Origin of the sequence: Kitasatospora sp. SC0581 (genome assembly GCF_048159585.1) — a bacterium.
Classification (GTDB): domain Bacteria; phylum Actinomycetota; class Actinomycetes; order Streptomycetales; family Streptomycetaceae; genus Kitasatospora.
This window is the reverse complement of record NZ_JBLRWA010000004.1, coordinates 94,146-119,325: the sequence shown is the minus strand read 5'-3', so window position 1 is coordinate 119,325 and position 25,180 is coordinate 94,146. Positions and strand designations below refer to the sequence as shown.

Sequence of the window (25,180 nt, the reverse complement as noted above, 5' to 3'; positions counted from 1 at the left end):
CTGCCGCAGGACACGATCGGCCGCACGACGGTCGAACGACCGCACGGGCGAACGGGGAGGGGCGGCAGCGGTGAGCGAGGAGAAGAAGGGGCCGGGCTGGGGGCAGTGGCTGGTGCTCACCGTCGCGGTCGTGGTCGGGCTGGGCCTCCTGCGCGGCAACGACCACGACGGCGCGGCCTCCGCCGACCCCTCCCCGACCGCCGCCGCCCCGTCCGTCCCCGGGTCCGGCGGCGCGCCGTCGGCCGGCGGCTCCGCGAAGCCCTCGAAGCCCTCGGGCCGCTACGACCCGGCCGACTACGCGGAGCCGGTCCGCCGGTACGCCACCGAGGCCGGGGTCAACCCGCAGCTGCTGATGGCGATCCTCTACAACGAGTCGTACAAGCCGCACGACCCCGAACTCGAACGGGCCTGGCAGCGCGGCAAACCGGACGCCTCCTTCGGCATCGCCAACATGCACCGGGCCGCCTTCGACGACACCAAGCCCGGCCGCCCCTTCGCCTCCCGGCAGTGGGAGGAGCTCCCGGACGACCGGGACCTGGCCGTCCAGGCGGCCGCCTGGCACCTGCACGACCTCGCCGCCCAACTGCCCGCGCGCCCGGGCGTGTCGCTCAGCCGGGACGAACTGGTCGCCCTCGGCTACAACGCGGGCGCGGGCAACATGCTGGCCTTCGCCCGGGGCGTCAAGATCGGCTCCCAGGCGCAGTCCTACCTCGACCGCCTGCGGGACAACTGGTCGAAGTCCGGCGAGGCCGTGAAGTAGCGCCTCCGGGCGGTCAGCTGACGGCGATCCGGGCGGACCAGACCCTCCGCCAGGCCAGCGCGTCGGCGACCCCCTCGGCGATGCCGCGCCGCGGCTGCCAGCCGAGCAGGTCCCGCGCGGTGTCCACGACGGCGTAGCAGCCGATCACGTCCCCGGGCCGCGGCCCGGCCTCCCGCACCTCGAGACTGGCGCCGACGGCCTGTTCGAAGGCGGCGATCAGCTCCCGCACGGTGGTCCCGTCGCCGGTGCCGACGTTGATCACCCGGTAGCGGTCCGCCACGCCCGGCGCGATCACCTCGTCGAACCGGAGCAGCGCCGCGACGTGCGCCTCGGCGAGGTCCTGGACATGGACGTAGTCGCGGATGCCGGAGCCGTCGCGGGTCGCCCAGTCGGTGCCGGTCACGGTGAACGGGGTGCCGGTGGTGTGCGCCTCGATCAGCTTGCCGAGGGCGTGGGTGGGCCGGAGGTCCTGGAGGCCGGTGCGCAGCTGCGGGTCGGCGCCGATCGGGTTGAAGTAGCGCAGGGCGATGACGCGTTGGCGCTCGGCACCCTCGCCCCGGGTCCAGTCCTGGAGGACCTGCTCCATCATCTGCTTGGTGCGCGCGTACGGGCTGCCGGCGTCGACCGGGCTGCTCTCGTCGACCCGGGCGTCGGCGGTGGGGGCGTAGATCGAGGCGGAGCTGCTGAAGACGACCCGGGTGCAGCCGTGGCGCTGGAGGGCGTCCAGGAGTTCGACCGTCTTGGCGACGTTCTCCCGGTAGTAGTACAGCGGCTTGGCCACGGACTCCGGTACGACGATCTTCGCGGCGCAGTGCACGGTGGCGTCGATGTCGGGGTGCTCGGCGAAGATCCGGTCGAGCAGGGCCGCGTCGGCGATGTCGCCCCGGTAGAAGAGCCGGTCCGCGACGAACTCGGTCCGCCCCCGGGAGAGGTCGTCCAGCACGACCGGGGTGATCCCCCGGTCGAGCAGGGCGGAGGCGACGGTGCTGCCGATGAATCCCGCGCCGCCGGTGATCAGGACCTTCTTCATGCGCGAGCGCTCCCTTGCGGTCGTCCGGGCGCCCGGTGGCGCCCGGTGACCGGAAGGGACGTCGGTTCGCACCCGGCCGGTTCCACGACGGGGCCGCTCCCCCGGCGACGGCCGGCCGTCGCCGGGCGGCTCAGCCGCGGTGGCGGCGCAGCCAGAGGCCGGTGGCGACCAGGACGACGGCCGCGCAGGCGGTGCCGATGGCCGCCCAGGCGGTGGCGTCGGAGGTGGTCGCGTGGACGCGGCCGGGCGCGGCCTCCCGGGCGGAGACGGGGGCCGCGGTGGTCCCCGTCCCGGCGGTGGTCTCCCGGAGCGGGGCGGGGGTCACCTCGGCGGAGCGTGGCGAGCCGTCCCCCGGCTGGGCCTCGGCGAGCGGCGGGCCCCCCGTCCCCGCGGGCACCGGGTCGGTGACCACCGCGGTGTCGATGTCGAGCTCGCCCTCGCCGTGCCCGGGGGCGGGGGAAGAGCAGTCCACCGTCACCCGCCAGTGCCCGACGGGCAGGATCTCCCGGGTGGTGTACGTCCCGGGACGGCCGGGGGCGGTGACCAGGCGCCAGGGGCCGACGGCGCGCCCGTCGGTGGCCGTCGCGGAGAGCGTGCCGGCGAACTCCCCGGTCACCGGGTCGTGGTCGTTCTCCCAGGTGGCGACGGTGCTGACGCGACCGTTCTGCTGGCCGGTGACGTCCAGGTGGACGCTCTCGCCGTGGGCGGCGGCGGGTGCGGCGGCGGCGAGCAGGGCCGCCGCGGCGAGGGCGAGGGCGCTGAGGTGGGGGCGGGTTCGCATACGGGAGGGTCCTCGGGGCGGTGTGGGGGCAGGGACGCTGGGAACGGCCGGCGCCGGGAACGGCCCGCCACTGGGTGGGCGGCGGCCGGTCCCGGCGCGACGGACCTTCGGGCCTGCGGGTCTTGGGGTCCGCGGGCGTCGGCGGCTCGGGTCGGAGGGTGCGGCCGGCGTACGGGCCGACCGGTTTTACGGGCTCACAGGAACAGCCTTACCCCGTTCGGCACACGAGGACTTCAGCAACGAACAGTTCTGGTAAGAGAGGCCGCCGTTCGACTGCGGAGACTCCGGCCGCCACCCGCGTCGAGGGTGAACCCGCCTCCGTCAGCGGCGAGTTGACACGTCCGCGCGGCCGCTTCGGGGTGCGGCAGCCGGGTGGTGCGCCGAACCGGGGCCGCCGTGCCGCCAAGCACGGCGCGGCGGCCCGGGTCGGCGGAATTCGGCGTGATCTGACTGATGGCCGCCTCGGGAGCCGGTCCTCCCCGGGGGCGGGGGCGGGGCCGGGGGCGGGGTCGCGGCGGCCAGGGCGCCCTGCGGGTGGGCCGGCGGCGCCGGCGCGGCCCGCTGCTCCGGTGTCCCATCGCGTTCCTCTCCTCGCGCGACGGCCCGTGCCCCTGCGACGGAGGGGCTCGGGCCTTCCGACACTCCGGAGAGCGGGAGGGGCGAGCGGGAATAACAGAAACCTCTTGCGAAAATCCCCGGGCCGTTCGATCGAGTGGCGGCCGGGGACGCCGAACCGGCCCTGGGCGCAAGGCGCAACCGCGCAGGGCGGAGCCGGGGAGCGGGCAGGGGGGCGGAGCCGGGGAGCGCGAGCAGGGGGGCGGGCGCTCCCCGGCAGGAGGTGGTGGCGGCCACCCGGCCGGAGTCCCGGGGCGTGCGACTCCGTCGGCCGTGACGGAATGCTAGACCCGTCGGCAGGTGCTGACCAGTGCTCTGACCAGCGGATTTTCCGCCCCGGACATGCCATTGCCAGCCAGGCTGCGACGCACCGTCAGATCCGACGTACCGTCACATCGCCGGACGGTCAGGCCGCGGCCTTCACCGGCTCCGCACCGAAGGCCGCCGCACCCGCCCAGGGCCGTACCGCCGCCGTCGCGCCGGTGCCGCAGCCCCCGTGCAGCCGGGCCAGCCCGGCCGCCAGGACGACCCGGTCCCCGCCGAGCCAGAGCCGCAGGGCCGCCGAGAGCGCGGCGCTGGCCGGCCCGGCCGCGGGGCCGCCGGTCCGCACCAGCCGCTCGCCGAGCAGCGGCAGCAGGTCCGCGACCGCCGCGGGCAGCCAGAGCGTGAGCGCGAACGGCGCCGGTCTGGCCAGAACGCGTAGCAGCGGCAGGACGCAGGCGTCGTCGTGCAGCGCGGGGATGACCTCCAGCAACCCGTCCACCGCCACGTCGGAGACGTCGCCGCCGTGCCCGCGCGCGAGGTCGCGCAGCAGCGCGCGCTCGGCGGCGGTGATCCGGACGGTCAGCATGACCTCGTCGCAGTCCATGGTCCCGGCCCCTGTCGTGGAGAGTTGGTGGTGTGGTCGTCGGGTCGTGGTGTCAGTCCTGTGCCGACAGGGTTCCTGCCCCGATCCGGCCCTCCGATACCGGCGCTATCAGGCCGTAGTGGCCGTCGAAGCGGCGGTAGAGCACCCGGGCCCGGTGGTCGCCGGGGTCGGTCCAGCCGACGAACGGGCGGCCGGTGAGCCAGAGCCGGCGGGCCGCCTCGGCGAGGTCGAGCGGGGGCATCGCGCTGGTGCCCGCGGCGCACAGTTCCACCGTGCCGCCCGGCGTGCAGCGGTGCACCAGGCCGTCCCGTCCGGTCGCGGCGTCCGCGAAGAGGTGGAACCGCCGGTCGAGGGCGAGCAGTTCGAGCACGGCCTGTTCGGGGCCGCGGCGGGCGAGCACGACCGCCTTGTGCCGGGCGATCCGCCGCTGGGCGAGCGGACGGTCGGCGAACTGCGGGCGGTAGGCGCTCTCGTACGCGACGGCGAAGCCGATGTCGCCCTGCTCGCGCAGCCGGACGGCCCGGCCGGCCAGTGTGCCGAGCACCAGGTCGACGGACTCCCGCGCGGTGCCGGTGGCCAGCTGCACCCGGACCGGACCGACGCCCGCCAGCTCGACGTCCGCCTGGGCCAGCGCGGGCCGGGTCACCGAGCGGTTTCGCGAGCGGGTCAGCCGCAGTCGCAGCGCGTGGGTGTCGGGGCCGAGCGCCGCGGCGGTGGCCAGTGCCCGGGCCCGGGCGTACTCGGCCTCCTCGCGGGGCAGCTCACCGCGGATCTCCACCCGGACGTCGAGGGCCGGCCGGTGGCGCAGACGGGTCATCAGGTTCCTCCTTCTTCGCATCCATGCTGTCCCTCGTACGCCCGTGCGGCGAGGGTCCAAAGACCCTGCCCCGCGGGCGAGCCGCCGACCGCCCGGAGGGCCGCATCGGCGCAGGTCAACACCGGGTTTCGAGCACGCACGAAAGGGTCGATCCACTCGGCCGTTGGAGTGATCCCCGCACATTCGGCGCAACGCTCGGGAAACCGGCGCGTTTGTTCAACGTGCGCCCTCCCGCCGGGGGCGCGCGCGGGGCCCGCGCTGGGCGGACCCCCGGCTCCCGGCCGGCCCGCCGCTGCCACCCGGCATCGCCCGCACCGGCCCCTCTGGTGAGAGGTAGTGTCATGTCCCTGCTGACCGAGACGCGGAAGCTGATCGTCCCCCCGAGAACCGCACCCGGCCCGTCCCCGCTGGCCCGCGCCGCCGTCCCGCCGCTGGCCCCCGGCGCCCTGCCCGGCCTGGGGCACGCCGGTGCCCTGCTGCGCGACCCGCTCCGCTTCCTCGGTTCGCTCTCCCGCCACGGCGGGGTGGTCCGCATCCGCCTCGGCCCGCGCACCGTCTGCGTGGTCACCGACGCCCGGCTGGTCCACACCCTGCTCGTCGCGCTGGCCCACGACTGCCCGCGCGGCGCCGTCCAGGACACCCTCAAGACGGCCTTCGGCGACGGCCTGCTGATGTCCGAGGGCCAGGCCCACCGGGACCGCCGCCGGATCATCCAGCCGGCCTTCGGCCCGGACCGGATGGGCGAGTACCTGGCCGTGATGCAGCAGGTCACCGAGGAGCGGGCCGGACGCTGGCGCCCCGGGCAGGTCCTCGACGTGGCCAAGGAGATGAACCACCTGGCGCTGGAGATCGTCACCCGCACGCTGTTCGACGCCCGGCTCAGCGAGGACGCCACCGTCGCCTTCCACCGGGCGCTGCCGGACCTGGTGAAGGGCCAGATCGTCCAGTCCCTCTACCCGAGCCCGGCGCTCGCCCGGCTGCCGCTGCCCGTCAACCGGCGCTTCGACGACGCCGTCCGGGTGCTCAACCGGGTGGTCGACCAGGCCGTCAACGGCCGCGCCGCGGGCGCCGAGGAGGGCCGCCGCACCCTGCCCGCCCTGCTGCGCGCCGCGACCGACCCGGCCAGCGGGTGCCCGCTCACCGAGGCCGACGTGCGGTCCGAGGCGATCGCCATGTTCGGCGCGGGCACCGAGACCGTCTCCACCACGCTCACCTGGCTGCTGGACGAGCTGCTGCGCCACCCCGAGGTGGAGGCCCGGATCCTCGCCGAGCTGGACGAGCACCTGCCCGCGGGCACCGTCCCCACCCTCGAGGCGCTGGCCCGGCTCACGTACACCCGCAGCGTCACCCAGGAGGTGGTGCGGCTGCACGCGCCGAACGCCTTCCTGATGCGCACCGCCCGGGTTCCGGTCGATCTGGGCCCGTACCGCGTCCCGGCCGGCACCGAACTGCTGTACAGCCTCACCGCGCTGCACCGCGACCCGCTGCGCTACCCCGAGCCCCTGAGCTTCCGGCCCGAGCGCTGGCAGGACGCCGGCGGCACCGGACGGCCGTCCTTCCTGCCGTTCGGTGCGGGCAAGCACAAGTGCATCGGCGAGGCCTTCGCCTGGGCGGAGCTGACCGTCGCGGCCGCGGCGATCCTGCGGCGCTGGCGGCCGGTGGCGGTGCCGGGTGCCCGGGCCCGCGAGGTGGTGTGGACGACGGTCCAGGCGCACGGCCTGCGGGTGCGGCTCGCGCCGCGCGGCGCGCGCTCCCCACGCAGGAGCTCCACCGCGGCCTCCCGCGAGGGTGATACCGGCTCCTCACCGGGGGACACAGTGCCCTCCTCCCCCGGTGAGCCGCCGTCCGGCCGGTGCCCGTTCACCGGCGCCAGCCGTGCGACCGCCCCCGCCGACCCGGCCGCCCCGGCGGACCTCCGGTCGCGTGCCGACCTGCTCCTCTCCGCCGACCGGCACGCCGACTGGGCGGTCCGCCGCGGCCTGCTCACCCCGGCGGAGCTGCCCCGCTACCGGGGGTACGCGCTGCACGAGCTGATCGGCTACGCCTATCCCCGCGCCCGGGGCACCGAACTCGACCTCCTGGTGGACATGCTGGGCTGGTTCACCATCCTGGACGACCGGTTCGACGGCCCGCCCGGCCGCCACCCCGTCCAGGCCCGCGCCGTGGTCGACCCGCTGATCGCGGTCCTCGACGGCGCCCGCGGCGGGAGCCCTTCCGAAAGTCGACTACTGCTCTCCTGGAGGGAGTTGTGGGAGCGCCAGACCGCCTCGATGTCCCCCGAGTGGCGCGCCCGGGCGGCCCGGGAATGGCGGGCCTGCCTGGCCACCTTCCCCGCCGAGGCCGACCACCGCGCCAACGGCACCGTGCCCGCCCTCGGCCTCGACCTGACGGACACCATGTGGCTGCGCCGGCACGGCAGTTGCCTCTACCCGTTCATGAACATAATGGAACGGGTCCACGGCACCGACGCCCCGGCCGCGCTGCACGCGGAACCCGCGCTGCACCAGCTGCGCGCCAACACCGCCGACGCCGCCACGCTGATCAACGACCTCTACTCGCTGAAGCGCGAGGAGCGGCAGGGCGGGACGGCGTTCAACACCGTGCTCACCCTCGAGCGGGCCCACGGCTGCACCCGCGACCGGGCGGTCCACGCGGTGCGCACCCGGGTGGCGCAGCTGCAGCAGGAGAGCGAGGAGCTGCGCCGCGACCTGCTGCGCCGCCACCCGGCCGGGCGCTGGTACCTGGACGGCACCCGGGAGCTGGTCGCCGGCGTGCAGGCCTGGACCAGCACCAGCCACCGCTACCGCGTGCGGGACCGGGAGGCGCGCCAGTGAGCGGCCCGGTCCGGGAGCGCTACTTCCGGCCGCCGAGCGCGAACAGCAGCAGCACGAAACCGGCGAACAGGTGGGTGGCGAAGATGTAGATGCCCGCGCGGATCAGCATCGCCTTGCGGCGCCGCTTCTCCTCGCTCGTACCGTCCCCGCCCGTACCGCTCCCGCTGGTACTGCCCTCGCTCACGCTGTCGTCGCTCGTGCTGGCGCTCATGGTGGTGCTTCTCCTCGGATCGGGCGGACGGGCCGGGCGCGGCTCAGCGGGGCCGACCGCCGGGGGCGCGCAGCTCGGTGAGCAGCGCGCCCTGGTCGGTGATCAGCTCGGTCAGGATCCGGCGGGCCGCGCGCAGCAGTTCGGCGACGTCCGGGGTGCTGAGCGCGTACACCACGGTGTTGCCCTCACGGGTCGCCGTGACCAGCTGGGTGCGGCGCAGCACCGCGAGCTGCTGGGAGAGGTTGGACGGCTCGACCTCGATCTCCGCCAGCAGCTCGCGCACCGGCCGGGGGCCGTCCTGGAGCAGTTCCAGGACCCGGATCCGTACGGGGTGGCCGAGGGTGCGGAAGAACTCCGCCTTGGCCTGGTACAGCGGCACCGGCATCGTCCGCGCTCTCCCTCGGGTCCGGCTGGATGGTCGTCCGGCCGGGCGGGGATCTCCGCCGCGGCCGGTAGGCATCATCGCGACAGATGAAGATTTCTTCAAGTCGTCACCGCGCGTCGCCGGGGTGCGCCGGAATCCGGAAGGCCCCGACCGGGCGCTCCGCCGGGCGGTCGCGATCGGGTCGGGGCATGCGAAAGCCGAGCCCGGGATGCTGCCAACTCCCGGGCTCGGCAGTCATGGTGATGAGCCGTCAGCAGACTACAGGCACATCGACCGTGGCCGGGACCTGCCCGCTCCAGAAGCCCTCGACGTCGAAGGAGACGTGCACGGTGGACCCGCACGGCACCGTGCTGGAGATGCCGTCGACCCGCACGGTGGAGACCTGGAACACGGTGCGGCCGTTCACGGTGCCGAGCGAGGCCCCGCCGGTCACGTTGGCCGACAGGTGGGTCACCAGCTCCTTCGGCGCCGGCGGCCACGGGGTGCCCGGGGACGGCGGGCCGGCCAGGCCGATCTTCCCGTAGACCGCGACGCTGTCACCCGTCACGTCGGCGCAGGCGTAGGTGGCCAGGCCGGCCTGCAGGCTGGAGTAGCCGCAGGTGGTGACGGTGGCGGTGGTGGTGGCGGCGGCCGGGGTCGCGGCGATGGCCGGGACGGGGGCGGCGAGCAGGGTGACGGCGCCGGCGGCGATCCAGGTGGCGCGACTCATGCGGTTCATCGGTGCCTCCTCCTTCGGAGGGTATGAGGACGGACTGGGAACAGGTGACGTGGTACATATGACATTTCATAGGCCCACGACAGAAACTTTGACATGCGATTCCTCGGCCATGAGGCGGATTTACCCTCGGAAGTCAGGTGTCGACCGAAACTGAACCTTCGATGGCGCAATCAGCGCTGGACAGTCGAACGGGCGCCCCCGTCCAGGGGACGCCCGCGTGGAGCCCGGGTGAACCGTCTCCGAACGCCCCCGGAGCCGCCTTCGAAGCCGCTGCCGAAGCCGCCGCCGAACCGCCGCCGCCGACTCAGCCCAGCGAGCCGCGCAGGGCGTCGACCCGGGCCACCGCCTCGCTGAAGGCGTGCCGGTCCAGGCGGCCGTCGTCCAGGGCGGCGGCCAGCGCCTCGGTGGCCTCCTCGCCCTGCCGGGGGTCGCGCCCGGAGCAGAGCATCAGGTCCATCCCGGCCGCGGCGGCGGCCAGCGCGCGGTCACCGGGGCCGCCGTACGGGGCGAGCGCGGCGGCCTCCATGGCGTCGGTGACGGTCACGCCGTCGAAGCCGAGCCGGCCGCGCAGCTCGCCCTGGATGATCGCGTGCGAGAACCCGGCCGGGTGGTCCGGGTCCAGCGCCGGGTAGACCGCCCAGGAGGCCATCACCAGGCGCACGCCCGCCGCGATGGCCGCCCGGTACGGGGCCTCGCCGCGGGCGCGGAGCTGCGACAGCGGGACGTTCAGGGTGACCGGGCTCTCGTCGGTGTTCGCGCCCCGGGGCGCGGCGCCGAGACCGGGGAAGTGCTTGGCGGTCGCGGCCACGCCGAGGCCCTGCTGGGCGGTGAGGAAGGCGCTGCCCAACTCCGCCACCTTGGCCGGGTCCTGGCCGAAGGAGCGCTCGGAGTGGTCGATGAAGTTGTCCGGCGTGTCGTAGACGTCGAGCACCGGGGCGAGGTTGAGGTTCAGCCCGGCGTCGGTGAGGGTCCGGGCGGCGCCGGCCCCGGACTCCGCCGCCGCGGCGACCGGGTTCGCCGCCAACCCGACGCGGCGGGCGGAGAGTTCGGGCGCACCGGGCAGTCGGCGGACCTTGCCGCCCTCCTGGTCGGTCATCAGCAGCAGCGGGCGCGGATGCGGCGCCTCGGCGGCGGCCTGCTTCAACTCGCCTATAGCCTGCGCGAGTTGCTCCGGACTGGTGATGTTCTCACCGAACAGGATCACCCCGGCGGCCCGGCCCTCCCGGATCGCCTGGAGCGTCGTGGCCGACGGTATCGGGCCCGGGTACGACAGCACGACCCGCCGCCCGGCGAGCACCCGGGAGTCCTCCTGCTCCAGGCCGGCCATCGCCGCGGTCCTCTCGTCCGGTGCACCCGGGACGCCCGGAGCGCTCGGGGCACCGCGCGGCGGGGCGGGCGAGCCGAGCGGCACCGGCCCGAGCGCGGCGCCCATGACGGCCAGCACCACCCCGAACTGGGCGACACTTCGGAACAGGGCCATCACGCCTCCCGGTCGACAGGTGACTTCGGCATGTCAACGTACCCAGGGGTGCGGCGCGGCATTCCCCCATACACCGTATTCATCCGATAATCCGACTCAATCTCCGCGAGGTGAGGCCGCCCCGCCGACCAGCCGGCCCAGGACGGCCACGCCCTCGGCGATCTCGGACACCGAGCCCGCCGCGTAGCCGAGGACCAGGCCGGGCGAGTGCGGCAGCCGGGCGTGCCAGGACAGCGGCTGCACCTTGACCCCCTCGGCCAGGGCGGCGGCGGCCAACCCCGTATCGGTACGGCCGCATCCCTCCGGGAGCGTCAGCATCAGGTGGAGGCCGGCCGCCGCGCCGTGCACCGTGGCCCCCGGCAGGTGGGTGCGGATGGCGTCGATCATCGCGTCCCGGCGGCGGCGGTGGCGGCGGCGCAGCACCCGCAGGTGCCGGTCGAGGTCGCCGGACTCCATCAGCCGGGCGAGGACCAGCTGGGGCAGCACCGGGTTCCCGAGGTCGGCGAACCGCTTGGCCTCCAGGACGGCGTCCCGCAGCCGGTCCGGGACCAGCAGCCAGCCGGTGCGCAACGCGGGGGCGAGCAGCTTGGAGACGCTGCCCGCGTAGCAGACCCGATCCGGCAGGACCGCCCGCAGGGCCGGGACGGGCGGACGGTCGTAGCGGTGCTCGGCGTCGTAGTCGTCCTCGATGACCAGGCCGCCCTCCGCCGCCCAGCGCAGCAGTTCGCGGCGCCGTTCGCCGCCGAGCACGACACCGGTCGGGAACTGGTGGGCGGGGGTGAGCAGGACGGCCGGGGCGCCGGTGGCGCGCAGCGCGTCGACCCGGACGCCCTCGGCGTCGACCGGGACGGGCGGGGTGGCGGCGAGCCAGTGGGCGAGGTGCTGCCGGACGCCGACCGAGCCCGGGTCCTCCACCGCGACCTCGTCGATGCCCGCCCGCCCGAGCGCGCGGCCGAGCAGGGCGAGCGCCTGGGCCGTACCGGCGACGATCAGCACCTCGTCGGGGTCGGCGCGGATGCCCCGGTTGCGGGCCAGCCAGTGGGCGACGGCCCGGCGCAGGACCGGGGTGCCGCGCACGTCGCCGTAGCCGAGGTCGGACGCGGCGAGGCCGTCGAGGACGGCCCGTTCGGCGCGCAGCCAGGCGGCGCGGGGGAAGGCCGCGAGGTCGGGCACGCCGGGGGTGAGGTCGATCCTGGCGGGGGCGCCGCGCAGCCGCTCGAAGACCTCGGGGTCGGGGTCGTCCCGGAACAGCGCGGGCGCCTGGCGGGGCGGCCGCGCCGCGGGCACCTCCCCCGGTACGACGGCGGCCGTGACCGGTACGGCGGTGGCCGCGACCACGACCGTGCCGCCCCGCCCGCGGCCCGCGATCTGCCCCTCCTCGGCGAGGCGCCGGTAGGCGTCGGTCACCACCCCGCGGGAGACGCCGAGTTCGGCCGCCAGCACCCGGCCGGCGGGCAGCCGGGCCCCGACCGGGAGCCGCCCGTCGGCGACGGCCTCGCGCAGCCGGCGGGCGAGCCAGTCGGTGAGGCCGCCGGGCGGGGCCTCGGCGGTGTCGAGCTGGAGGAAGTCGGCGCCGGCCTCTTTGGACCGGTCGGATGCCTCGGCTTTGGACCTGTTCACCGGACCATAGTGGCGGCGAGGGTGGGGCCATGACCACGGAAACGACGGCGCCCGCGAACGCGGCGGCGCCGGAGCACGGGCTCGACCACGGCCCCGACTACGTCCACGGCTACTCGGAGACCGAGGCCCGGCGCCTCGGCGACCAGGCCGACACCCTCGCCGAACTGCTGCACGCCGGCACGGCCTACCCCGCGGGCAGCCGGGTGCTGGAGGCCGGTTGCGGGGTGGGGGCGCAGACCGTGCACCTGCTGGCCGCCAGCCCCGGCGTGCGGCTGACGGCGGCCGACCTCTCGGCGGACTCGCTGGCCCAGGCCCGCTCCCGAGTGGCCGCGCAGGCACCCGCCGCGGACGTCACCTGGCACCACGGCGACCTCCACCGACTGCCGTTCCCGGACGGCTCCTTCGACCACGTCTTCCTCTGCTTCGTGCTGGAACACCTGGCCGCCCCCGCCGCCGGGCTGGCGGCGCTGCGCCGGGTGCTGCGGCCGGGCGGGACGATCACCGTGATCGAGGGCGACCACGGCTCGGCACTCTTCCACCCGGAGACCCCGGCGGCCCGCCGCACCGTCGACCACCTGGTCCGGCTGCAGGCCCGGGCGGGCGGCGACGGCCTGCTCGGCCGCCGCCTCCACCCGCTGCTGACGGAGGCCGGCTTCGCGCGGGTGACGGTCCGCCCGCGCACGGTCTACGCCGACGACGCCCGGCCCGCCCTGGTGGAGGGCTTCACCCGCCGGACCTTCGTCGCGATGGTCGAGGCCGTCCGGGCGGAGGCGCTGGAGGCCGGACTGAGCACCCCGGAGGCCTTCGACCGGGGCATCGCGGAGCTGCGCCGCGCGGCCGAGCCGGGCGGGACGTTCCACTACACCTTCTTCAAGGCGGTGGCAGTCCGGCCGTAGCGCGGGCCCGCCGGGACCTGCTCCTGCCGGAGCGGGCCCCGCGGGCGGGGGTCACGATCGCGCCCGCGGGGCCCGCCTGGGAGCCGGGCACTACTCCGGGCTGTCCCCGAGGTCCGCCAGCAGGGTGCGCATCGCCTCGACGAGCGCCGTCCGCTGCGCCTCGTCGAGGCCCGCCAGCATGCGGTACTCGGTGGCGAGGTGGTCGGGCAGCGCGCGGTCGATCAGGTCCCGGCCCTCGGGGGTGAGGGCGACCTCGCGGCTGCGGCCGTCCTGGTCGCTGCGGGCGCGGGTGACCAGTCCGCGGGCCTCCAGCCGGTCCAGCCGCTGGGTGATGGCGCCGGAGGTGACCATCGCGGACCGCATCAGGCCGGTGGGGGTGAGGCGGTAGGGCGGGCCGCTGCGCCTGAGGGTGGCGAGGACGTCGAAGGAGGCGGCGTCCAGCCCGTGCTCGGCGAAGGTGCGGTTGAGCGCCGTGTCCACCAGCCGGTAGAGGCGTTTGAGTCGGCCGAACACCTCCATCGGGGAGACGTCCAGGTCGGGGCGCTCGGTGCCCCACTGCGCGACGACGCGGTCCACATGATCTGCCACGGGTTCAGGGTAGGCGATCCCGACCATATTCCTTAGCGCTGAGGTAACTGTGAGCCACGTCACTCACTCGATGCGATGAAGAATGCCTTAGCACTGAGATACATTGCCTTAGTGCTAAGAAATCGCCTCGCCCTCGTCCTGGTGACGGCCCTCGCCCCGGCGGTCTGGGGCACGACCTACCTGGTCACCACCGAACTCCTGCCGCCCGGGCGCCCGCTGCTCGCCGCCGTCATCCGCTGCCTGCCCGCCGGACTCCTCCTGATCGCCCTCACCCGCCGCCTGCCGCAGGGCAGTTGGTGGTGGCGCTCGCTGATCCTCGGCGCGCTGAACATCGGGGTGTTCCAGGCGCTGCTCTTCATCGCCGCCTACCGTCTGCCCGGCGGCATCGCCGCCACCGTCGGCGCCGTCCAACCCCTGGTCACCGCCGGGCTCTCGGCCCTGGTCCTCGGCGACCGGCTCACCCTGCGCACCGTGCTGGCCGGGATCGCGGGCGTCGCCGGCGTCAGCCTGCTGGTACTGCGGGCCGACGCCGAGCTGGACGCGGTCGGGGTGGTCGCCGCGCTCGGCGGTGCCGTGGTGATGGCCGCCGGCATCGTCCTCTCCAAGCGCTGGGCCTCCCCCGCGCCGATGCTCGCCACCACCGGCTGGCAGCTCACCGCCGGCGGACTGCTGCTGGTGCCGGTCACGCTCCTCACCGAGGGCGCCCCACCGTCCCACTACAGCCTCGCCAACGTGCTCGGCTACACCTACCTCTGCCTGATCGGCGCGGCCGTCACCTACGTGCTCTGGTTCCGCGGGCTCCGCGCGCTGCCGCCGACCTCGGTCTCCTTCCTCGCCCTGCTCAGCCCGGTCGTCGCCACCCTGCTCGGCTGGCTGGCGCTCGGCCAGGACCTCAGCCCGCTCCAGGCGCTCGGCGCCCTGGTCGTGCTCGGCTCGCTGCTCGCCGCCCAGATCCAACGGCCGCGCACCGCACCGGAGTCCGCACCCGGAGCCGGGCCGACGGCCGCCCCGCGGCCCGTCCGCGAGAACGCCTGACCCCGCCCCACCCTTCCCACCCCTTTCCCACCACCTCCAGGGAGTACCCCATGCGCATCACCGTGTTCGGCGCCACCGGCAACGTCGGCCGCCGGGTCGTGGCCGAGGCCCTGTCCCGCGGCCACCACGTCACCGCCGTCGTACGGGACCCGGCGAAGCCGCACGACCTGCCGTCCGCCGTCACCCTGGTCGTCGGCGACGCCCGGACGCCCGAGGACGTCGCCCGGATCACGGCCGGACAGGACGTGGTGGTCACCGCCACCCGTCCGATGCCTGGCAGCGAGCACGAGCTGGCCATCGCCACCAAGGGCCTGCTCGCCGGGATCGCCGGCACCGGCGTGCGGCTGCTGGCCGTCGGCGGCGCGGGCAGCCTGCTCGTCCCGGGCGGCGGCGGGACCACCCTGGTCGAAAGCCCCGTCTTCCCCGACGCGATCCGGCCCATCGCCCTGGCCTGCGGCGAGCAGCTCGACCTCTACCGCGCCGCCGACCCGGACACCGACTGGACGTACCTGAGCCCGGCCGCGCTGCTGGAGCCCGGCGTGCGCACCGGCCGGTTCCGGACCGGCCGCGACGAGCTGCTGGTCGACGCCGACGGCACCTCGGCGATCTCCATGGAGGACCTCGCCGTCGCACTCCTCGACGAGACCGAGCGGCCCGCCCACCACCGGTCCCGCTTCACCGCCGCCTACTGACCACCTGCCCATCCACCTGACCACCCGAGGCCCTGGCACCCCCGCCCCGGCGGGGGTGTACTCAGCACCACCCCGAAGACGGCAGTGGGGGTGATCGATCGTCAGGCCGGGGCCGGACATGATCGTTCCTGTGACCGAGACCGTGACCAAGACCCCGGCCCAGAACCAGAACCAGACCCGGAGCAAGGCCGGGAGCCGGCCCGCCGAGACCGCCCCGCGGCGCGCCCGGCGCAGCCGCCGTGCCGTGCTGGCCGTCGCCGCCGCCGTGCTGGCCGGCCTGGCGGCGCCCGCCACCGCGGGGGCCGCCACCGGGCGTGACCCGGGCGACGCCGACCCGGCGCCCGCCCGGTACACCCACCAGAGCCTGAACTGGCAGCCCTGCGCCCAGCAGCCCGCGCTGGACTGCGCCGCCATGACCGCCCCGCGCGACTGGCACCACCCCGGCGTCGGGGCCGACCTGACCATCGCCGTCTCCCGGCACCGCGCCACCGACCCGGCCAAGCGCAAGGGCACCCTGCTGATGGCGGCCGGCGGCCCCGGCGGCTCCGGCCTGCTGCGCCCGGCCGGGCTGGCCGGCGCCGCCCCCGCGCTCGGCGCCGCGTACGACGTCGTCGGCTTCGACCAGCGCGGGGTCGGCGAGAGCACCAAGGCGGTCTGCCAGACCCCGGAGGAGTTCCAGGAGTTCCTGGCCGGCGACTACCGCGACCAGTCCCCCGCCGCGATCGACCGGGTCATCGCCAACTCGAAGAAGCTGGCCGCCGGTTGCCAGGAGCGCAGCGGGGACCTCCTCCCCTACCTGACCACCGAGCAGACGGCCCACGACATCGACCTGTTCCGCGGCCTGCTCGGCGAGCGCAGGCTCAGCTACTACGGCCCGTCCTACGCCTCCATGATCGGCGCCTACTACGGGACGCTCTTCCCGCACCGGGTCGAACGGATGGTGCTGGACAGCAACATCGGCTTCGACGGCACCTGGGAGACGTTCGAGCTGGGCCAGCCGATGAGCTTCCAGCGCCGCTTCGACGAGGACTTCGTGCCCTGGCTCGCGGCCCGGGACGCCACCTACCACTGGGGTGCCACGCCGGAGCAGGTGCGGGCGCACTGGGAGCAGCGGCGGGCCGCGCTGCACGACTCCCCCATCGTCGAGGGCCCGGTGACGATCGGCCCGAACCAGCTGGACAGCCTCACCATGTCGGCGATCTACCGGGCGGCCAACTTCCCCGACCTGGCCGGGATCCTGGCCACCGTCGACGACTGGCAGGGCGCCGCTCCGGCGACCAGGGCGGCGGCCGCGAAGGCCTTCAACAGCTACCTCAGCCCGGAGTTCCTCGCCGAGTACTTCGCGGTGACCTGCAACGACACCCCGTGGACCAGGGACCTGGGCAGCTGGATCGAGCGCGGCGCCGAGAACACCGCCCGCTGGCCGCTGGCCGGGGCCCGGACGCTCGCCTTCAGCGCGGTCTGCGCCGCCTGGCCGGTCGCCCCGGCGCCCAAGGTCACGGTGACCGGCGCCCACCTGCCGACCACGCTGATGCTCAACTCGGTGCACGATCCGGCGACCTACTACGAGGCGGCGCTCGGCGCCCACCGCGCGCTGCGCGGCTCCAGGCTGGTCACCGTCACCGGGAGCGGCGACCACGGCCAGTACCCCACGTCCAACACCTGCGTCAGCGCGGTGGTCGAGCGCTACCTGCTGGACGGCACCGCACCGGGGCGCGACCTCACCTGCCCCTCCCCGCAGGCCGGTTGAGACCGGCCGCCGGTCAGTTCCGGGGCCGCGCCCGCAGTCTGCCCCGGAGCCAGGCGAAGCCGACGGCCAGCCCGGCGAAGCCTCCGACGGCGAGCTTGATCCCGGCCTTGGCGACGATCCAGCCGACCCACGGGACGCCCCACCCCAGCCAGTGGAACACCGCCAGCAGGACCGCGGCGCCGGACAGCGCCGCGAGCAGGGTGACCACGACGGCGGCGGCCCGTGAGAGCTCCCGCGGGCCGTCGGTGCGCTCCCCCGCGGCCGTGCCGTCCGGGTCGGCGGTCGGGTCCTTCGTCATCTCGTTCGTACCCCCCTCGGTCATGAGGGCGATGATACGGCGTCAGCGGTAGGCGTGGTGGGTGTCCCCGACGTGCTCGCCGGTCTCGTCGTCGGGGAAGCTGACGGCCATGGTGACGCGGTACTCGTGGACGTCCTCGCGGTGTCCCGGCACCCGCGCCCAGGCCAGCGAGTGCACCTCGGCCTCGGGGGCCTGCCGGCACCAGGCGGCGGCCTCCTCCAGGACGCCGGCGGGGGACCGCCCGGTGCACACCACGGCGGTGTACGCGGCGACCGCGACGTCCCCACCGGAGCGGCGGGTGCGCGACACCGCCCGGACGGCCGCGGCGGCCTGGGTCAGGTCACGGGCCAGGTCGTCCACCACCCGAGGGGGAGCCGGCAGGACGACCGTCCCCTCGGCGAGGGTCTCCGGCAGGTTCGGGCTCACGGTCTGGACCTCCATCCGCATCATCACGCGGCACAGCATGCCGGGCAGTCATTCCTGGCATGCCCATTTTCACCAGAACGTCACCCGTCCAGGGCCGAGTCGGGGTCGCGCCCTGGCGTCCCGACGTCCTTCCTGGTAGTGGCGCCACGGACGCCCTCCGACGTTCCAGCAGGTCAGCAGGGGCGGCAGCGGGCGGCGCCGGGGGGCCCGAAACGCCGCGGACGCACCACCCCCGTGCCCCGAACCGCCGGTCCGGCGCCCGGGAGCGCCCGTCCCACCGGTGTTGGCCTCACAGTCAACTCTCCGTACCGGAACGGGAGTTGCCGCCGGTTCGCGGTCGGGAGGCGGTAGGCGGCACAGGCGGCCGGACGGCACGGCGCCCGGCCGCACCCCCGCTGAGGTGCCGAGTTAACCCCTCGGAGGGCTCCGGTCCGCCTCCCGGTCACCCTGTCCCTGTCAGATCGTCGTGATACTAATCGTGGCGGCGGCGGGCCCGGTCCTCGGCTGGACGGGCACGATGACGACAGCTCAACCGTTCCGGAAGGGTCCGGACGGCAACGGGGAGGGGTAGCGGATGACGGTGCGGATCGGCAAGGCCAAGGACGGGCGGAAGGTCCGGATAGGCAAGCGGGTCACGGGGACGGCGGCGGCCTTCGCCGCGCTGGCCGCGCTGACCGGCTCTCAGGTGACGGGCATCGGGCTCGCCCCGGCCGCGGTCGCCGACGCCGGTCCGGCGAACGGCGCCGCCGATCAGGGCGCCGGCCGCTACCTGCCCGGCGGCGGCCCCTCGACGGACCTCCCCGGCACCTTCGGCACCGGCGTGCCGGCCGACGGCGGCGGCACCGTCCAGCTCCCGCAGCCTCCCGGCACCCTGCCCGGCCTGCCCTCGGCCGGCCCGTTCGCGGCCACCGGCCCCGCGCTGCCCGCCACCGTGCTCGCCGCCTACCGGCAGGCCGAGGCCTCGCTGGCGCAGCGCTCGCCGGGCTGCCACCTGCCGTGGCAGCTGCTCGCCGCGATCGGCCAGGTCGAGTCCGGCCAGGCCAACGGCGGCCAGGTGGACGCCGCCGGCACGACGCTGACGCCGATCCTCGGCCCGGCCCTGGACGGCAACGGCTTCGCCGCGATACCCGACAGCGACGGCGGCCGCTACGACGGCGACGCCCGCTGGGACCGCGCCGTCGGGCCGATGCAGTTCATCCCCTCCACCTGGGCCTCCTGGGGCGTGGACGCCAACGGCGACGGCAAGGCCGACCCGAACAACATCTTCGACGCCGCCGAGAGCGCCGGCCGCTACCTGTGCGCGGGCGGACGCGACCTCGCCGACCCGGCGCAGCTCGACCGGGCGATACTCAGCTACAACAACTCCGGCGAGTACCTGCGGACGGTGCGCAACTGGATGGCGCACTACGGCAGCGGCACGGTGACCACCGTCCCGAACCGTCCGGGCTCCCCGGTGCCGCCCGCCCCGCTGCCCTCGCCGTACCTCCCGGGCCTGCCCACCGGCGGTTCGGGCACGGGCACCGGCGGCACGCCCAGCACGGAGCCGCAGCCGCCCGCACCGGTCACGCCGACGCCGGACCAGTCGCCGAGCCCCCAGCCGACGACGACCCCGAGCGCCACCGCCACGCCCACGCCCGGCGGTTCGACCTCGCCGTCGGCGACGCCGACGACCACCCCGAGCGGCGGCGCCTCCCCGACGGCGACGCCGACCGGCACGCCCACCACCACTCCGACCGGTACGCCCACGGGCACCCCGACCGGCACGCCCACCAGCTGCCCGGACCCGACGGCCACCCCCACCGGCACGCCCACCCCGACGGGCTCCCCGTCCCCGGCCGCCACGCCCACCGGCACCCCGACGGCGACGCCCCTCCCGGGCTGCCCCACCCCCACCCCGACCGCGACGGACACCCCGAGCGGCGCGCCCAGCACCACTCCCAGCGCCGCCTTCTCGCCGTCGGCCGCCCCGACGAAGTGAGCAAAGGGGCGCGGTTCCTCCTGAGGAACCGCGCCCCGCTCAACCGGCGCTGCCGGTCACTGCCTCACGGCCGCGCCGTTGTCCGCCCCGACCACCCGGAAGCGCCGGGCGACGGCCAGCGTTCGCCGAACCACGGCCCGCCCCGATCAACGGATTCCTCCCCGCGCGCAACGGCCCCGGCCGGGCTCCGGCGCCGCGACGTCCACTGACGCCGGCAGCGCCGGGCACCCGCCGCAGCGAATCAGAGGTGCTTGACCAGCTCCGGCATCAGGTCCTGGAAGGTCCGCCCGCTGGCGGGCTGGCCGATCGCGGTCATCTGCCAACCCGTGGCCGTGCGCTGCACCTTGGCCATGACCTGGGCGGTGTACGGGCCGCCGGCGGTGAGCGTGTAGCGGGCCAGCTCGACGCCGGTGGTCTCGTCCACCAGCCGGCAGAAGGCCGCCTCGACCTCCTGGAAGGTCTGCCCGGTGAAGGAGTTGACGGTGAAGACGATCTGGTCGACCTCGGCGGAGACGGCGGTCAGGTCGACCGTGATCGACTCGTCGTCGGTCGCGTCGCCCGCGCCGCCGACCAGGTTGTCCCCGCTGTGCCGGACCGAGCCGTCGTTGCTGTTGAGGTGCTGGAAGAACACCACGTCCACCGGACGCCCCTGGGCGAACAGCACCGCCGAGGCGTCCAGGTCGATCTCCCGGCCGGCGGCGAGCAGCTTGGCGAAGAAGCCCTTGCGCTCCGCCGCCTTCCAGCCGAGGCCCATCCGGACCAGGCTCAGTTGTCCACCGCCCGGCTTCTCCAGGCTGATCTTCTGTCCCTTGGCCAGCGAAACGCTCATCGCGTCCTCCTCGTTCTGCCACCGCCCGTGCCGCGAATCTACAGCACTGTAGAGAATTTATGATCATCGACGGCGCCCTGCGAGCACCCCTACCCCGAACTCCCCCGGACCTCACCCCGACAACGGTCCGCACACTGAGGGAACCGGCGGTCAGACGTCTGGCGTAGCCGTGGACCGCGACCGGACGACCGGGGCGGCGCACGGTCTAGGGTCGGCCCCGGGACCGCCGCCGGCAACCACGGCGCGCCGTCCGCGCACCGATCGCCGTACGCCACGACCCACCGTGCCCACGACCCACCGTGTTCACCACTCGCAGTGCTCACGACCGTTCCCGGGCCAGGCCGACCCGCGCCGGCCCGCTCACGCTGGGGGGACCACCATGCCCGAGCAGCACGAAGGAACCGAACAGCACACCACCCCGGAACGCCCGGGGGGATCCCGCCTCGGCCGCCGCAGACTGCTCCGGGCCGGCCTCGGCGCCGGCGGCGCGCTGGCCACCGTCCGGCTGCTGAACGGCGGCGCCGCCTGGGCCGCCGGGCCGCCGCCCGCACCGGCCGCGGCCAAGGACTACGGAAACTCGGAGTACCAGGGCCAGTGGCCCACCTCCCACCTGGCCGCCGCCCCCGGGACCGCCGCGCAGACCTGGCCGGACTGGGCCCGCTACGCCCGCATCGCCGACGGCACCTTCAACGAGCCCGCCGACATGCAGAGCGCCGTGGACGCCCTCAAGGCGCAGGAGGTCAGCGTCATCGAGCTGGACACCCTGCTCTCCGACTGGCTCACCGACGCCCAGTTCGCCGCGCACATGGCCGAGGTGAAGCAGTTCACCGGTCTGGCCCACGCCGCCGGCCTCAAGGTCGTCATGTACTACCCGTCGCTGGAGCTGATCTCCCCCGGCGGTGAGAAGGGCCGCTCCTTCTACAAGAACGACCAGGGCAAGAACTGGGTCCAGCGCGACCTCGCCGGCAAGCCCAACGTGTTCTACGGCAGCGTGGTGGTCTGGGTCGACCCGGGCGACGAGAGCGTCTGGCTCAGCCCCAACTCGCCCTGGCGGGACTACTACCTCAAGCGGATCAAGGGCGTGGCCGCGACCGGCGTGGACGGCATCTGGCCGGACGTCCCGATCTACTTCGACGGCGTGCAGTCCTGGTGCGACGCCTCCACCTGGGGCGCCGCCGCGTTCAAGGCCGACACCGGCCTCGCCCTGCCCACGGCCGCGAACTTCGCCGACCCGGTCTTCCGCCGCTACGTCGAGTGGCGCCACCGCAACCTGCTCCAGTTCCAGCTGGACATCGCCGACGCGGGCCGCTCGGTCAACCCCGACCTGGTCACCTTCGTCGAGACCGTGTCGATGGACTACCGCTACGCCACCTCGATCGGCCTGGACGGCGGCTACCTGCGCCAGGCCCCCGGCGCGGTCAGCCAGGTCTGGGAGGTGGACATCCTCGGCAACTACGACGGCATGCGGCACGCCACCGCCTCCGACTGGGTCTGCCTGATCTCCATGTACAAGTACGCCCGCGCCGCCAGCGGCACCAAGCCGGCCTGGGCGTTCTCCTACGGCTGGCAGGCCGACGACGCCTCGCTGGTGATGTCCCAGCTGATCGCGGCCGGCTGCAACCCGTACGAGGTGAAGACCCCGTTCAAGAACGACACCGTGGACGCCGCGATGCGCACCCGGATGTACCGCTTCGTGCGCACCAACCAGACGAAGCTCTACGACCCGGCCTCGATCGCGCAGGTCGGCGTCTACCACTCGGCGCCGTCCCGGGACTACGTGGCCCCGGGCGAGGGCAACGGGATGTACGTCAACGCCAAGGCCCCGGCCGGGATCGCCGACTGGTGGGGCGGCGACGACCCGCAGATGAGCTGCGCCTCGCTCCCCTGGCTCGGCGAGTTCCGGGGAACCGTCAAGGCGCTGGTCTACGCCCACGTCCCGTTCGACACGGTGTCCAGCCCCGGCCTGACCGCCGACGACCTGGCCCGGTTCAAGGTGCTGCTGCTGCCCAACCTCCAGGCGGTCTCGGACACCGAGGCGGCGCTGCTGCGCGGCTTCGTCTCGGCCGGCGGAACCATCGTGATCACCGGCCCGGCACCCACCGCGCTGGACGAACTCGGCGGCCAGCGCACCGAGTTCGCGCTCTCCGACGTGCTCGGCCTGCGCAAGGCCGACCCGCTTCCCACCGGCAAGCGGAACTCCTACGGCAGCGGAAGCTGTTGGTACGTCAAGGCACTGCCCGGGCTGAGCTACCTCACCAAGACCGACCAGGCCTCGGCGGACCAGCTGCTCACCGCCGTCCAGCAGGCCGCCCCGCCGGCGGTCACCCTCGCCGGGGACCGCCGGATCTTCCTGGACGCCCGGCGGCTCGGCGCCGACACCGTCGTCCACCTGGTGAACTTCACCAACTTCGGCGACACCCCGGCGGCGTTCCGCAGCGCACCCGCCAACTGCACGCTCTCCTACGCCCTCCCGGCCGGGGCGGGCGTCACCGCCGTCACCGTCGCGAGCCCGGACGGCACCGACCCGGCGCCCAAGGCCGTCCCGTACACCGTCACCGGCGCGACGGTCAGCGTGCCGCTGACCGTCGCCCAGTACTCGGTGGTGACGATCACCGTCGGCTAGCCGTTTCCAGGGGCCTGGATGCGCCAGAGGGCGGCGGGGTTGGCCTCGCCGCCCGGGGCGGACTCGAAGGCGATCCACTGCCCGTCCGGGGACCAGCTCGGCGCGCCGTCGTAGGCGGTGTCGTCGCGGGTCACCCGGACGGGAGTGCCGCCGCCCGCGTCCACCACGAAGACCTGGGCGTTCGGCAGGTCGCCGAGGTTGGAGGAGAAGACCAGGAAGCGGCCGTCCGGGGACCAGCTCGGGTCGGTGTGCTCGCCCGGCGCGTCGGTGACCCGCCGCAGTCCGCCGCCGTCCGCGTCCACCGTCCACAGCGACCAGTCCTCGCGGCCCGCGCTCCGCCGCTGGAAGACGATCCGGTCGCCCTTCGGGGACCAGTTCGGCTGCCGGTTGTCGGATCCGGTGCCCCGGCCGTCCACCAGCAGGACGGGCGCGCCGCCGCCGCGGCGGACCTTCCAGAGCGAGTCCTGCTCGGCCGCGTCGCCGTGCACCGCGGCGTGCTCCGGCTCCCAGCTCTGCTGGAAGACGATCCACTCGCCGTCCGGGGAGAAGCTCGGTTCGCTGTAACCGCTGCCGTCGGCATGGCTGGTCACCCGCTCGGGGGCGCCGCCCGGCTTCATCAGCCAGACCTCGTCGTGCCCGGACTCCCGGTCGGTGGCGAAGGCGAAGGCGTCGGCGGCGGCGTTCCAGCTGCTGCCGGGGAGGTTGACGGCCGCCTTGTCGGGATCCTCCAACACCGTGCGCGGCGCGCCACCGTCCAGGGGCAGGATGCCGAGGGCGGCGGCGCCCTTGTTGTAGCCCCCGCTGAACTCGGTCAGCAGCACCGAGCGGCCGTCCGGGGCGAACGCCGGGTTCTGCGCGCTGTGGCCGCCCCCGGCGCGGTAGAGCAGCCGGGCACCGTCGGCGCGGCGCTCGGCCCCACTCGGGGAGGTGCCGCTCGGGGCCGCGCCGGTCGGGGCCGCGCCGGTCGACGACCCGCCGGCCGACGGCGCACCCGTCGGTCCGGGCGCCGGCTCCTCCTCGGAACCGGAGCCCGAGCTGCCGCAGCCGGCCAGGAGCACGACGGCAGCCAAGACCGCCGGGAGCATGCGAGTCCTCATGCCCCACAAGCTAGTTGACGAGTCGTCAGTTGTCGTACGCCGCCAGGCGGATCAGGGCGCAGCCGTCCGGCAGGCCCCGCCGGCGCCCCCGCCCGTCATCCGCCGCTCCGCTCCAGCCGCACCAGCGCGTCCACCGCGACCCGGCCGCCCCCGTTCGCCTCGGCGCTCTCGCCGCTCTCGGCGCCCGCAGCGCCCTTGTGGCCCGGCTCGCCGTCGACCGTCCGGTGCACCCGCTCGGCGCGGACGGTGCGCAGCCCGCGGTCGGCGAGGTCCGCCAGGACGTCCTCCGGGGTGAAGAGCACGGCCGGGTCCTGCGGGCCGCCGACCCCCTCGGTGAGGTTGCTCAGGTCGTGCCCGATGACCAGCAGGGTGCCGCCGGGGCTGAGCGCGTCGGCGGCGCGGCGCAGCGCGGCCCGGCGCTCCGCGGCGGGGATCTGCAGGTAGGCGACCAGGACGAGGTCGTAGCCGGCGGCGGGGGCCTCGTAGGCGCGGGCGTCGCCGTGGCGCCAGGTGAGCCGGTCGGCGACCTCGTCGGGCAGCTCGGCGGTGAGCCGTTCGGCGCGCTCCAGGGCGACGGCGGAGAAGTCCAGTCCGGTGACCTCCCAGCCCTGGGCGGCCAGCCAGATCGCGTTGCGGCCCTCTCCGGCGGCCAGGTCCAGCGCGTGGCCGGGAGTGCGCCCGGCCAGTTCGCGGACCACCCACCGGTTGGGCGCGGCACCCCACACCAGCTCGCTCGCGGCGTAGCGGTCGTCCCAGTCCTGGCTGTCCATCGCGCGTCCTCCGTTCGACGGGCCTGCTCGTACCGGCCAACCTACCGGGCCGCCGCCGACCCGGCAGGGAACGGTCCAG

Annotated in this window: 23 protein-coding genes; 8 read left to right on the top strand and 15 right to left on the bottom strand. The window is 75.0% G+C overall.

What is annotated here, in order from left to right; all coding sequences use genetic code 11:
• Window positions 1–70: 70 nt before the first annotated feature.
• On the top strand, window positions 71–760 hold the full coding sequence (locus tag ACLWS4_RS09765; RefSeq protein WP_074004892.1) for a transglycosylase SLT domain-containing protein: 690 nt from the start codon (window positions 71–73) through the stop codon (window positions 758–760).
• 13 nt (window positions 761–773) lie between these two features.
• Here the strand turns inward: ACLWS4_RS09765 and galE are convergent, their stop codons facing one another.
• From galE to ACLWS4_RS09745, 4 genes are all read right to left on the bottom strand, one after another.
• Entirely contained in the window at window positions 774–1,790 is a 1,017-nt protein-coding gene (gene galE, locus ACLWS4_RS09760) for a UDP-glucose 4-epimerase GalE (RefSeq protein ID WP_380777480.1), read from the bottom strand.
• 130 nt (window positions 1,791–1,920) lie between these two features.
• Window positions 1,921–2,571, bottom strand: coding sequence for a hypothetical protein (locus ACLWS4_RS09755; protein ID WP_416873807.1), 651 nt, complete (start codon window positions 2,569–2,571; stop codon window positions 1,921–1,923).
• Between the two features lie 1,021 nt (window positions 2,572–3,592).
• Window positions 3,593–4,054 carry a hypothetical protein gene (locus ACLWS4_RS09750; RefSeq protein WP_117492977.1) on the bottom strand — a complete coding sequence of 154 codons (462 nt, stop codon included), beginning with the start codon at window positions 4,052–4,054 and terminating at the stop codon, window positions 3,593–3,595.
• A gap of 52 nt (window positions 4,055–4,106) precedes the next feature.
• On the bottom strand, window positions 4,107–4,871 hold the full coding sequence (locus tag ACLWS4_RS09745; RefSeq protein WP_181970906.1) for a sigma 54 modulation/S30EA ribosomal C-terminal domain-containing protein: 765 nt from the start codon (window positions 4,869–4,871) through the stop codon (window positions 4,107–4,109).
• Between the two features lie 341 nt (window positions 4,872–5,212).
• On the opposite strand from ACLWS4_RS09745, the gene ACLWS4_RS09740 reads away from it, so the two are divergent.
• Window positions 5,213–7,705, top strand: coding sequence for a cytochrome P450 (locus ACLWS4_RS09740; RefSeq protein ID WP_416873806.1), 2,493 nt, complete (start codon window positions 5,213–5,215; stop codon window positions 7,703–7,705).
• 19 nt (window positions 7,706–7,724) lie between these two features.
• Here ACLWS4_RS09740 and ACLWS4_RS09735 read toward each other — a convergent pair whose 3' ends face one another.
• The 5 genes from ACLWS4_RS09735 to ACLWS4_RS09715 form a co-directional block, all read right to left on the bottom strand.
• Entirely contained in the window at window positions 7,725–7,916 is a 192-nt protein-coding gene (locus ACLWS4_RS09735; protein WP_049656767.1) for a DUF6126 family protein, read from the bottom strand.
• Window positions 7,917–7,959: 43 nt separating this feature from the next.
• The gene (locus ACLWS4_RS09730; RefSeq protein WP_049656769.1) at window positions 7,960–8,301 is read right to left on the bottom strand and encodes an ArsR/SmtB family transcription factor; all 342 of its coding nucleotides are present in this window, start codon (window positions 8,299–8,301) and stop codon (window positions 7,960–7,962) included.
• 250 nt (window positions 8,302–8,551) lie between these two features.
• Window positions 8,552–9,019, bottom strand: coding sequence for a hypothetical protein (locus ACLWS4_RS09725; RefSeq protein WP_049656770.1), 468 nt, complete (start codon window positions 9,017–9,019; stop codon window positions 8,552–8,554).
• 304 nt (window positions 9,020–9,323) lie between these two features.
• Entirely contained in the window at window positions 9,324–10,499 is a 1,176-nt protein-coding gene (locus ACLWS4_RS09720; protein WP_380777478.1) for a glycoside hydrolase family 3 N-terminal domain-containing protein, read from the bottom strand.
• A gap of 96 nt (window positions 10,500–10,595) precedes the next feature.
• On the bottom strand, window positions 10,596–12,119 hold the full coding sequence (locus ACLWS4_RS09715) for a PLP-dependent aminotransferase family protein (protein ID WP_416873805.1): 1,524 nt from the start codon (window positions 12,117–12,119) through the stop codon (window positions 10,596–10,598).
• Between the two features lie 29 nt (window positions 12,120–12,148).
• Here ACLWS4_RS09715 and ACLWS4_RS09710 point away from each other — a divergent pair, with 29 nt between their 5' ends.
• Window positions 12,149–13,015 (top strand): methyltransferase domain-containing protein, encoded by an 867-nt coding sequence (locus ACLWS4_RS09710; protein WP_416873804.1) that lies wholly within the window; start codon window positions 12,149–12,151, stop codon window positions 13,013–13,015.
• Window positions 13,016–13,105: 90 nt separating this feature from the next.
• On the opposite strand, the gene ACLWS4_RS09705 is transcribed toward ACLWS4_RS09710, so the two are convergent.
• Complete coding sequence (locus ACLWS4_RS09705) at window positions 13,106–13,603, bottom strand: MarR family winged helix-turn-helix transcriptional regulator (protein WP_074004989.1); 498 nt, start codon at window positions 13,601–13,603, stop codon at window positions 13,106–13,108.
• Window positions 13,604–13,714: 111 nt separating this feature from the next.
• Here ACLWS4_RS09705 and ACLWS4_RS09700 point away from each other — a divergent pair, with 111 nt between their 5' ends.
• The 3 genes from ACLWS4_RS09700 (at window position 13,715) to ACLWS4_RS09690 (ending at window position 17,080) form a co-directional block, all read left to right on the top strand.
• Window positions 13,715–14,638 (top strand): EamA family transporter, encoded by a 924-nt coding sequence (locus ACLWS4_RS09700; RefSeq protein WP_117492972.1) that lies wholly within the window; start codon window positions 13,715–13,717, stop codon window positions 14,636–14,638.
• A 50-nt stretch (window positions 14,639–14,688) separates the two neighbouring features.
• The gene (locus ACLWS4_RS09695; RefSeq protein WP_416873803.1) at window positions 14,689–15,330 is read left to right on the top strand and encodes an NAD(P)-dependent oxidoreductase; all 642 of its coding nucleotides are present in this window, start codon (window positions 14,689–14,691) and stop codon (window positions 15,328–15,330) included.
• A 130-nt stretch (window positions 15,331–15,460) separates the two neighbouring features.
• On the top strand, window positions 15,461–17,080 hold the full coding sequence (locus ACLWS4_RS09690; RefSeq protein ID WP_416873802.1) for an alpha/beta hydrolase: 1,620 nt from the start codon (window positions 15,461–15,463) through the stop codon (window positions 17,078–17,080).
• Window positions 17,081–17,093: 13 nt separating this feature from the next.
• On the opposite strand, the gene ACLWS4_RS09685 is transcribed toward ACLWS4_RS09690, so the two are convergent.
• Together ACLWS4_RS09685 and ACLWS4_RS09680 are read right to left on the bottom strand one after the other, a co-directional pair.
• On the bottom strand, window positions 17,094–17,402 hold the full coding sequence (locus tag ACLWS4_RS09685) for a hypothetical protein (RefSeq protein ID WP_416873801.1): 309 nt from the start codon (window positions 17,400–17,402) through the stop codon (window positions 17,094–17,096).
• An 18-nt stretch (window positions 17,403–17,420) separates the two neighbouring features.
• Entirely contained in the window at window positions 17,421–17,831 is a 411-nt protein-coding gene (locus tag ACLWS4_RS09680) for a hypothetical protein (RefSeq protein ID WP_143204668.1), read from the bottom strand.
• Window positions 17,832–18,378: 547 nt separating this feature from the next.
• Between ACLWS4_RS09680 and ACLWS4_RS09675 the strand changes: the two genes are divergently transcribed.
• Entirely contained in the window at window positions 18,379–19,782 is a 1,404-nt protein-coding gene (locus ACLWS4_RS09675) for a lytic transglycosylase domain-containing protein (RefSeq protein ID WP_416873800.1), read from the top strand.
• 241 nt (window positions 19,783–20,023) lie between these two features.
• On the opposite strand, the gene ACLWS4_RS09670 is transcribed toward ACLWS4_RS09675, so the two are convergent.
• The gene (locus ACLWS4_RS09670) at window positions 20,024–20,611 is read right to left on the bottom strand and encodes a TerD family protein (RefSeq protein ID WP_049656177.1); all 588 of its coding nucleotides are present in this window, start codon (window positions 20,609–20,611) and stop codon (window positions 20,024–20,026) included.
• A gap of 379 nt (window positions 20,612–20,990) precedes the next feature.
• Between ACLWS4_RS09670 and ACLWS4_RS09665 the strand changes: the two genes are divergently transcribed.
• The gene (locus ACLWS4_RS09665) at window positions 20,991–23,234 is read left to right on the top strand and encodes a hypothetical protein (protein WP_416873799.1); all 2,244 of its coding nucleotides are present in this window, start codon (window positions 20,991–20,993) and stop codon (window positions 23,232–23,234) included.
• Here the strand turns inward: ACLWS4_RS09665 and ACLWS4_RS09660 are convergent.
• Both ACLWS4_RS09660 and ACLWS4_RS09655 read right to left on the bottom strand, forming a co-directional pair.
• Window positions 23,231–24,331, bottom strand: coding sequence for a TolB family protein (locus ACLWS4_RS09660; RefSeq protein WP_416873798.1), 1,101 nt, complete (start codon window positions 24,329–24,331; stop codon window positions 23,231–23,233). The genes ACLWS4_RS09665 and ACLWS4_RS09660 overlap by 4 nt on opposite strands.
• Window positions 24,332–24,426: 95 nt before the next feature.
• The gene (locus ACLWS4_RS09655; RefSeq protein WP_416873797.1) at window positions 24,427–25,101 is read right to left on the bottom strand and encodes a class I SAM-dependent methyltransferase; all 675 of its coding nucleotides are present in this window, start codon (window positions 25,099–25,101) and stop codon (window positions 24,427–24,429) included.
• Between the last annotated feature and the right edge of the window lie 79 nt (window positions 25,102–25,180).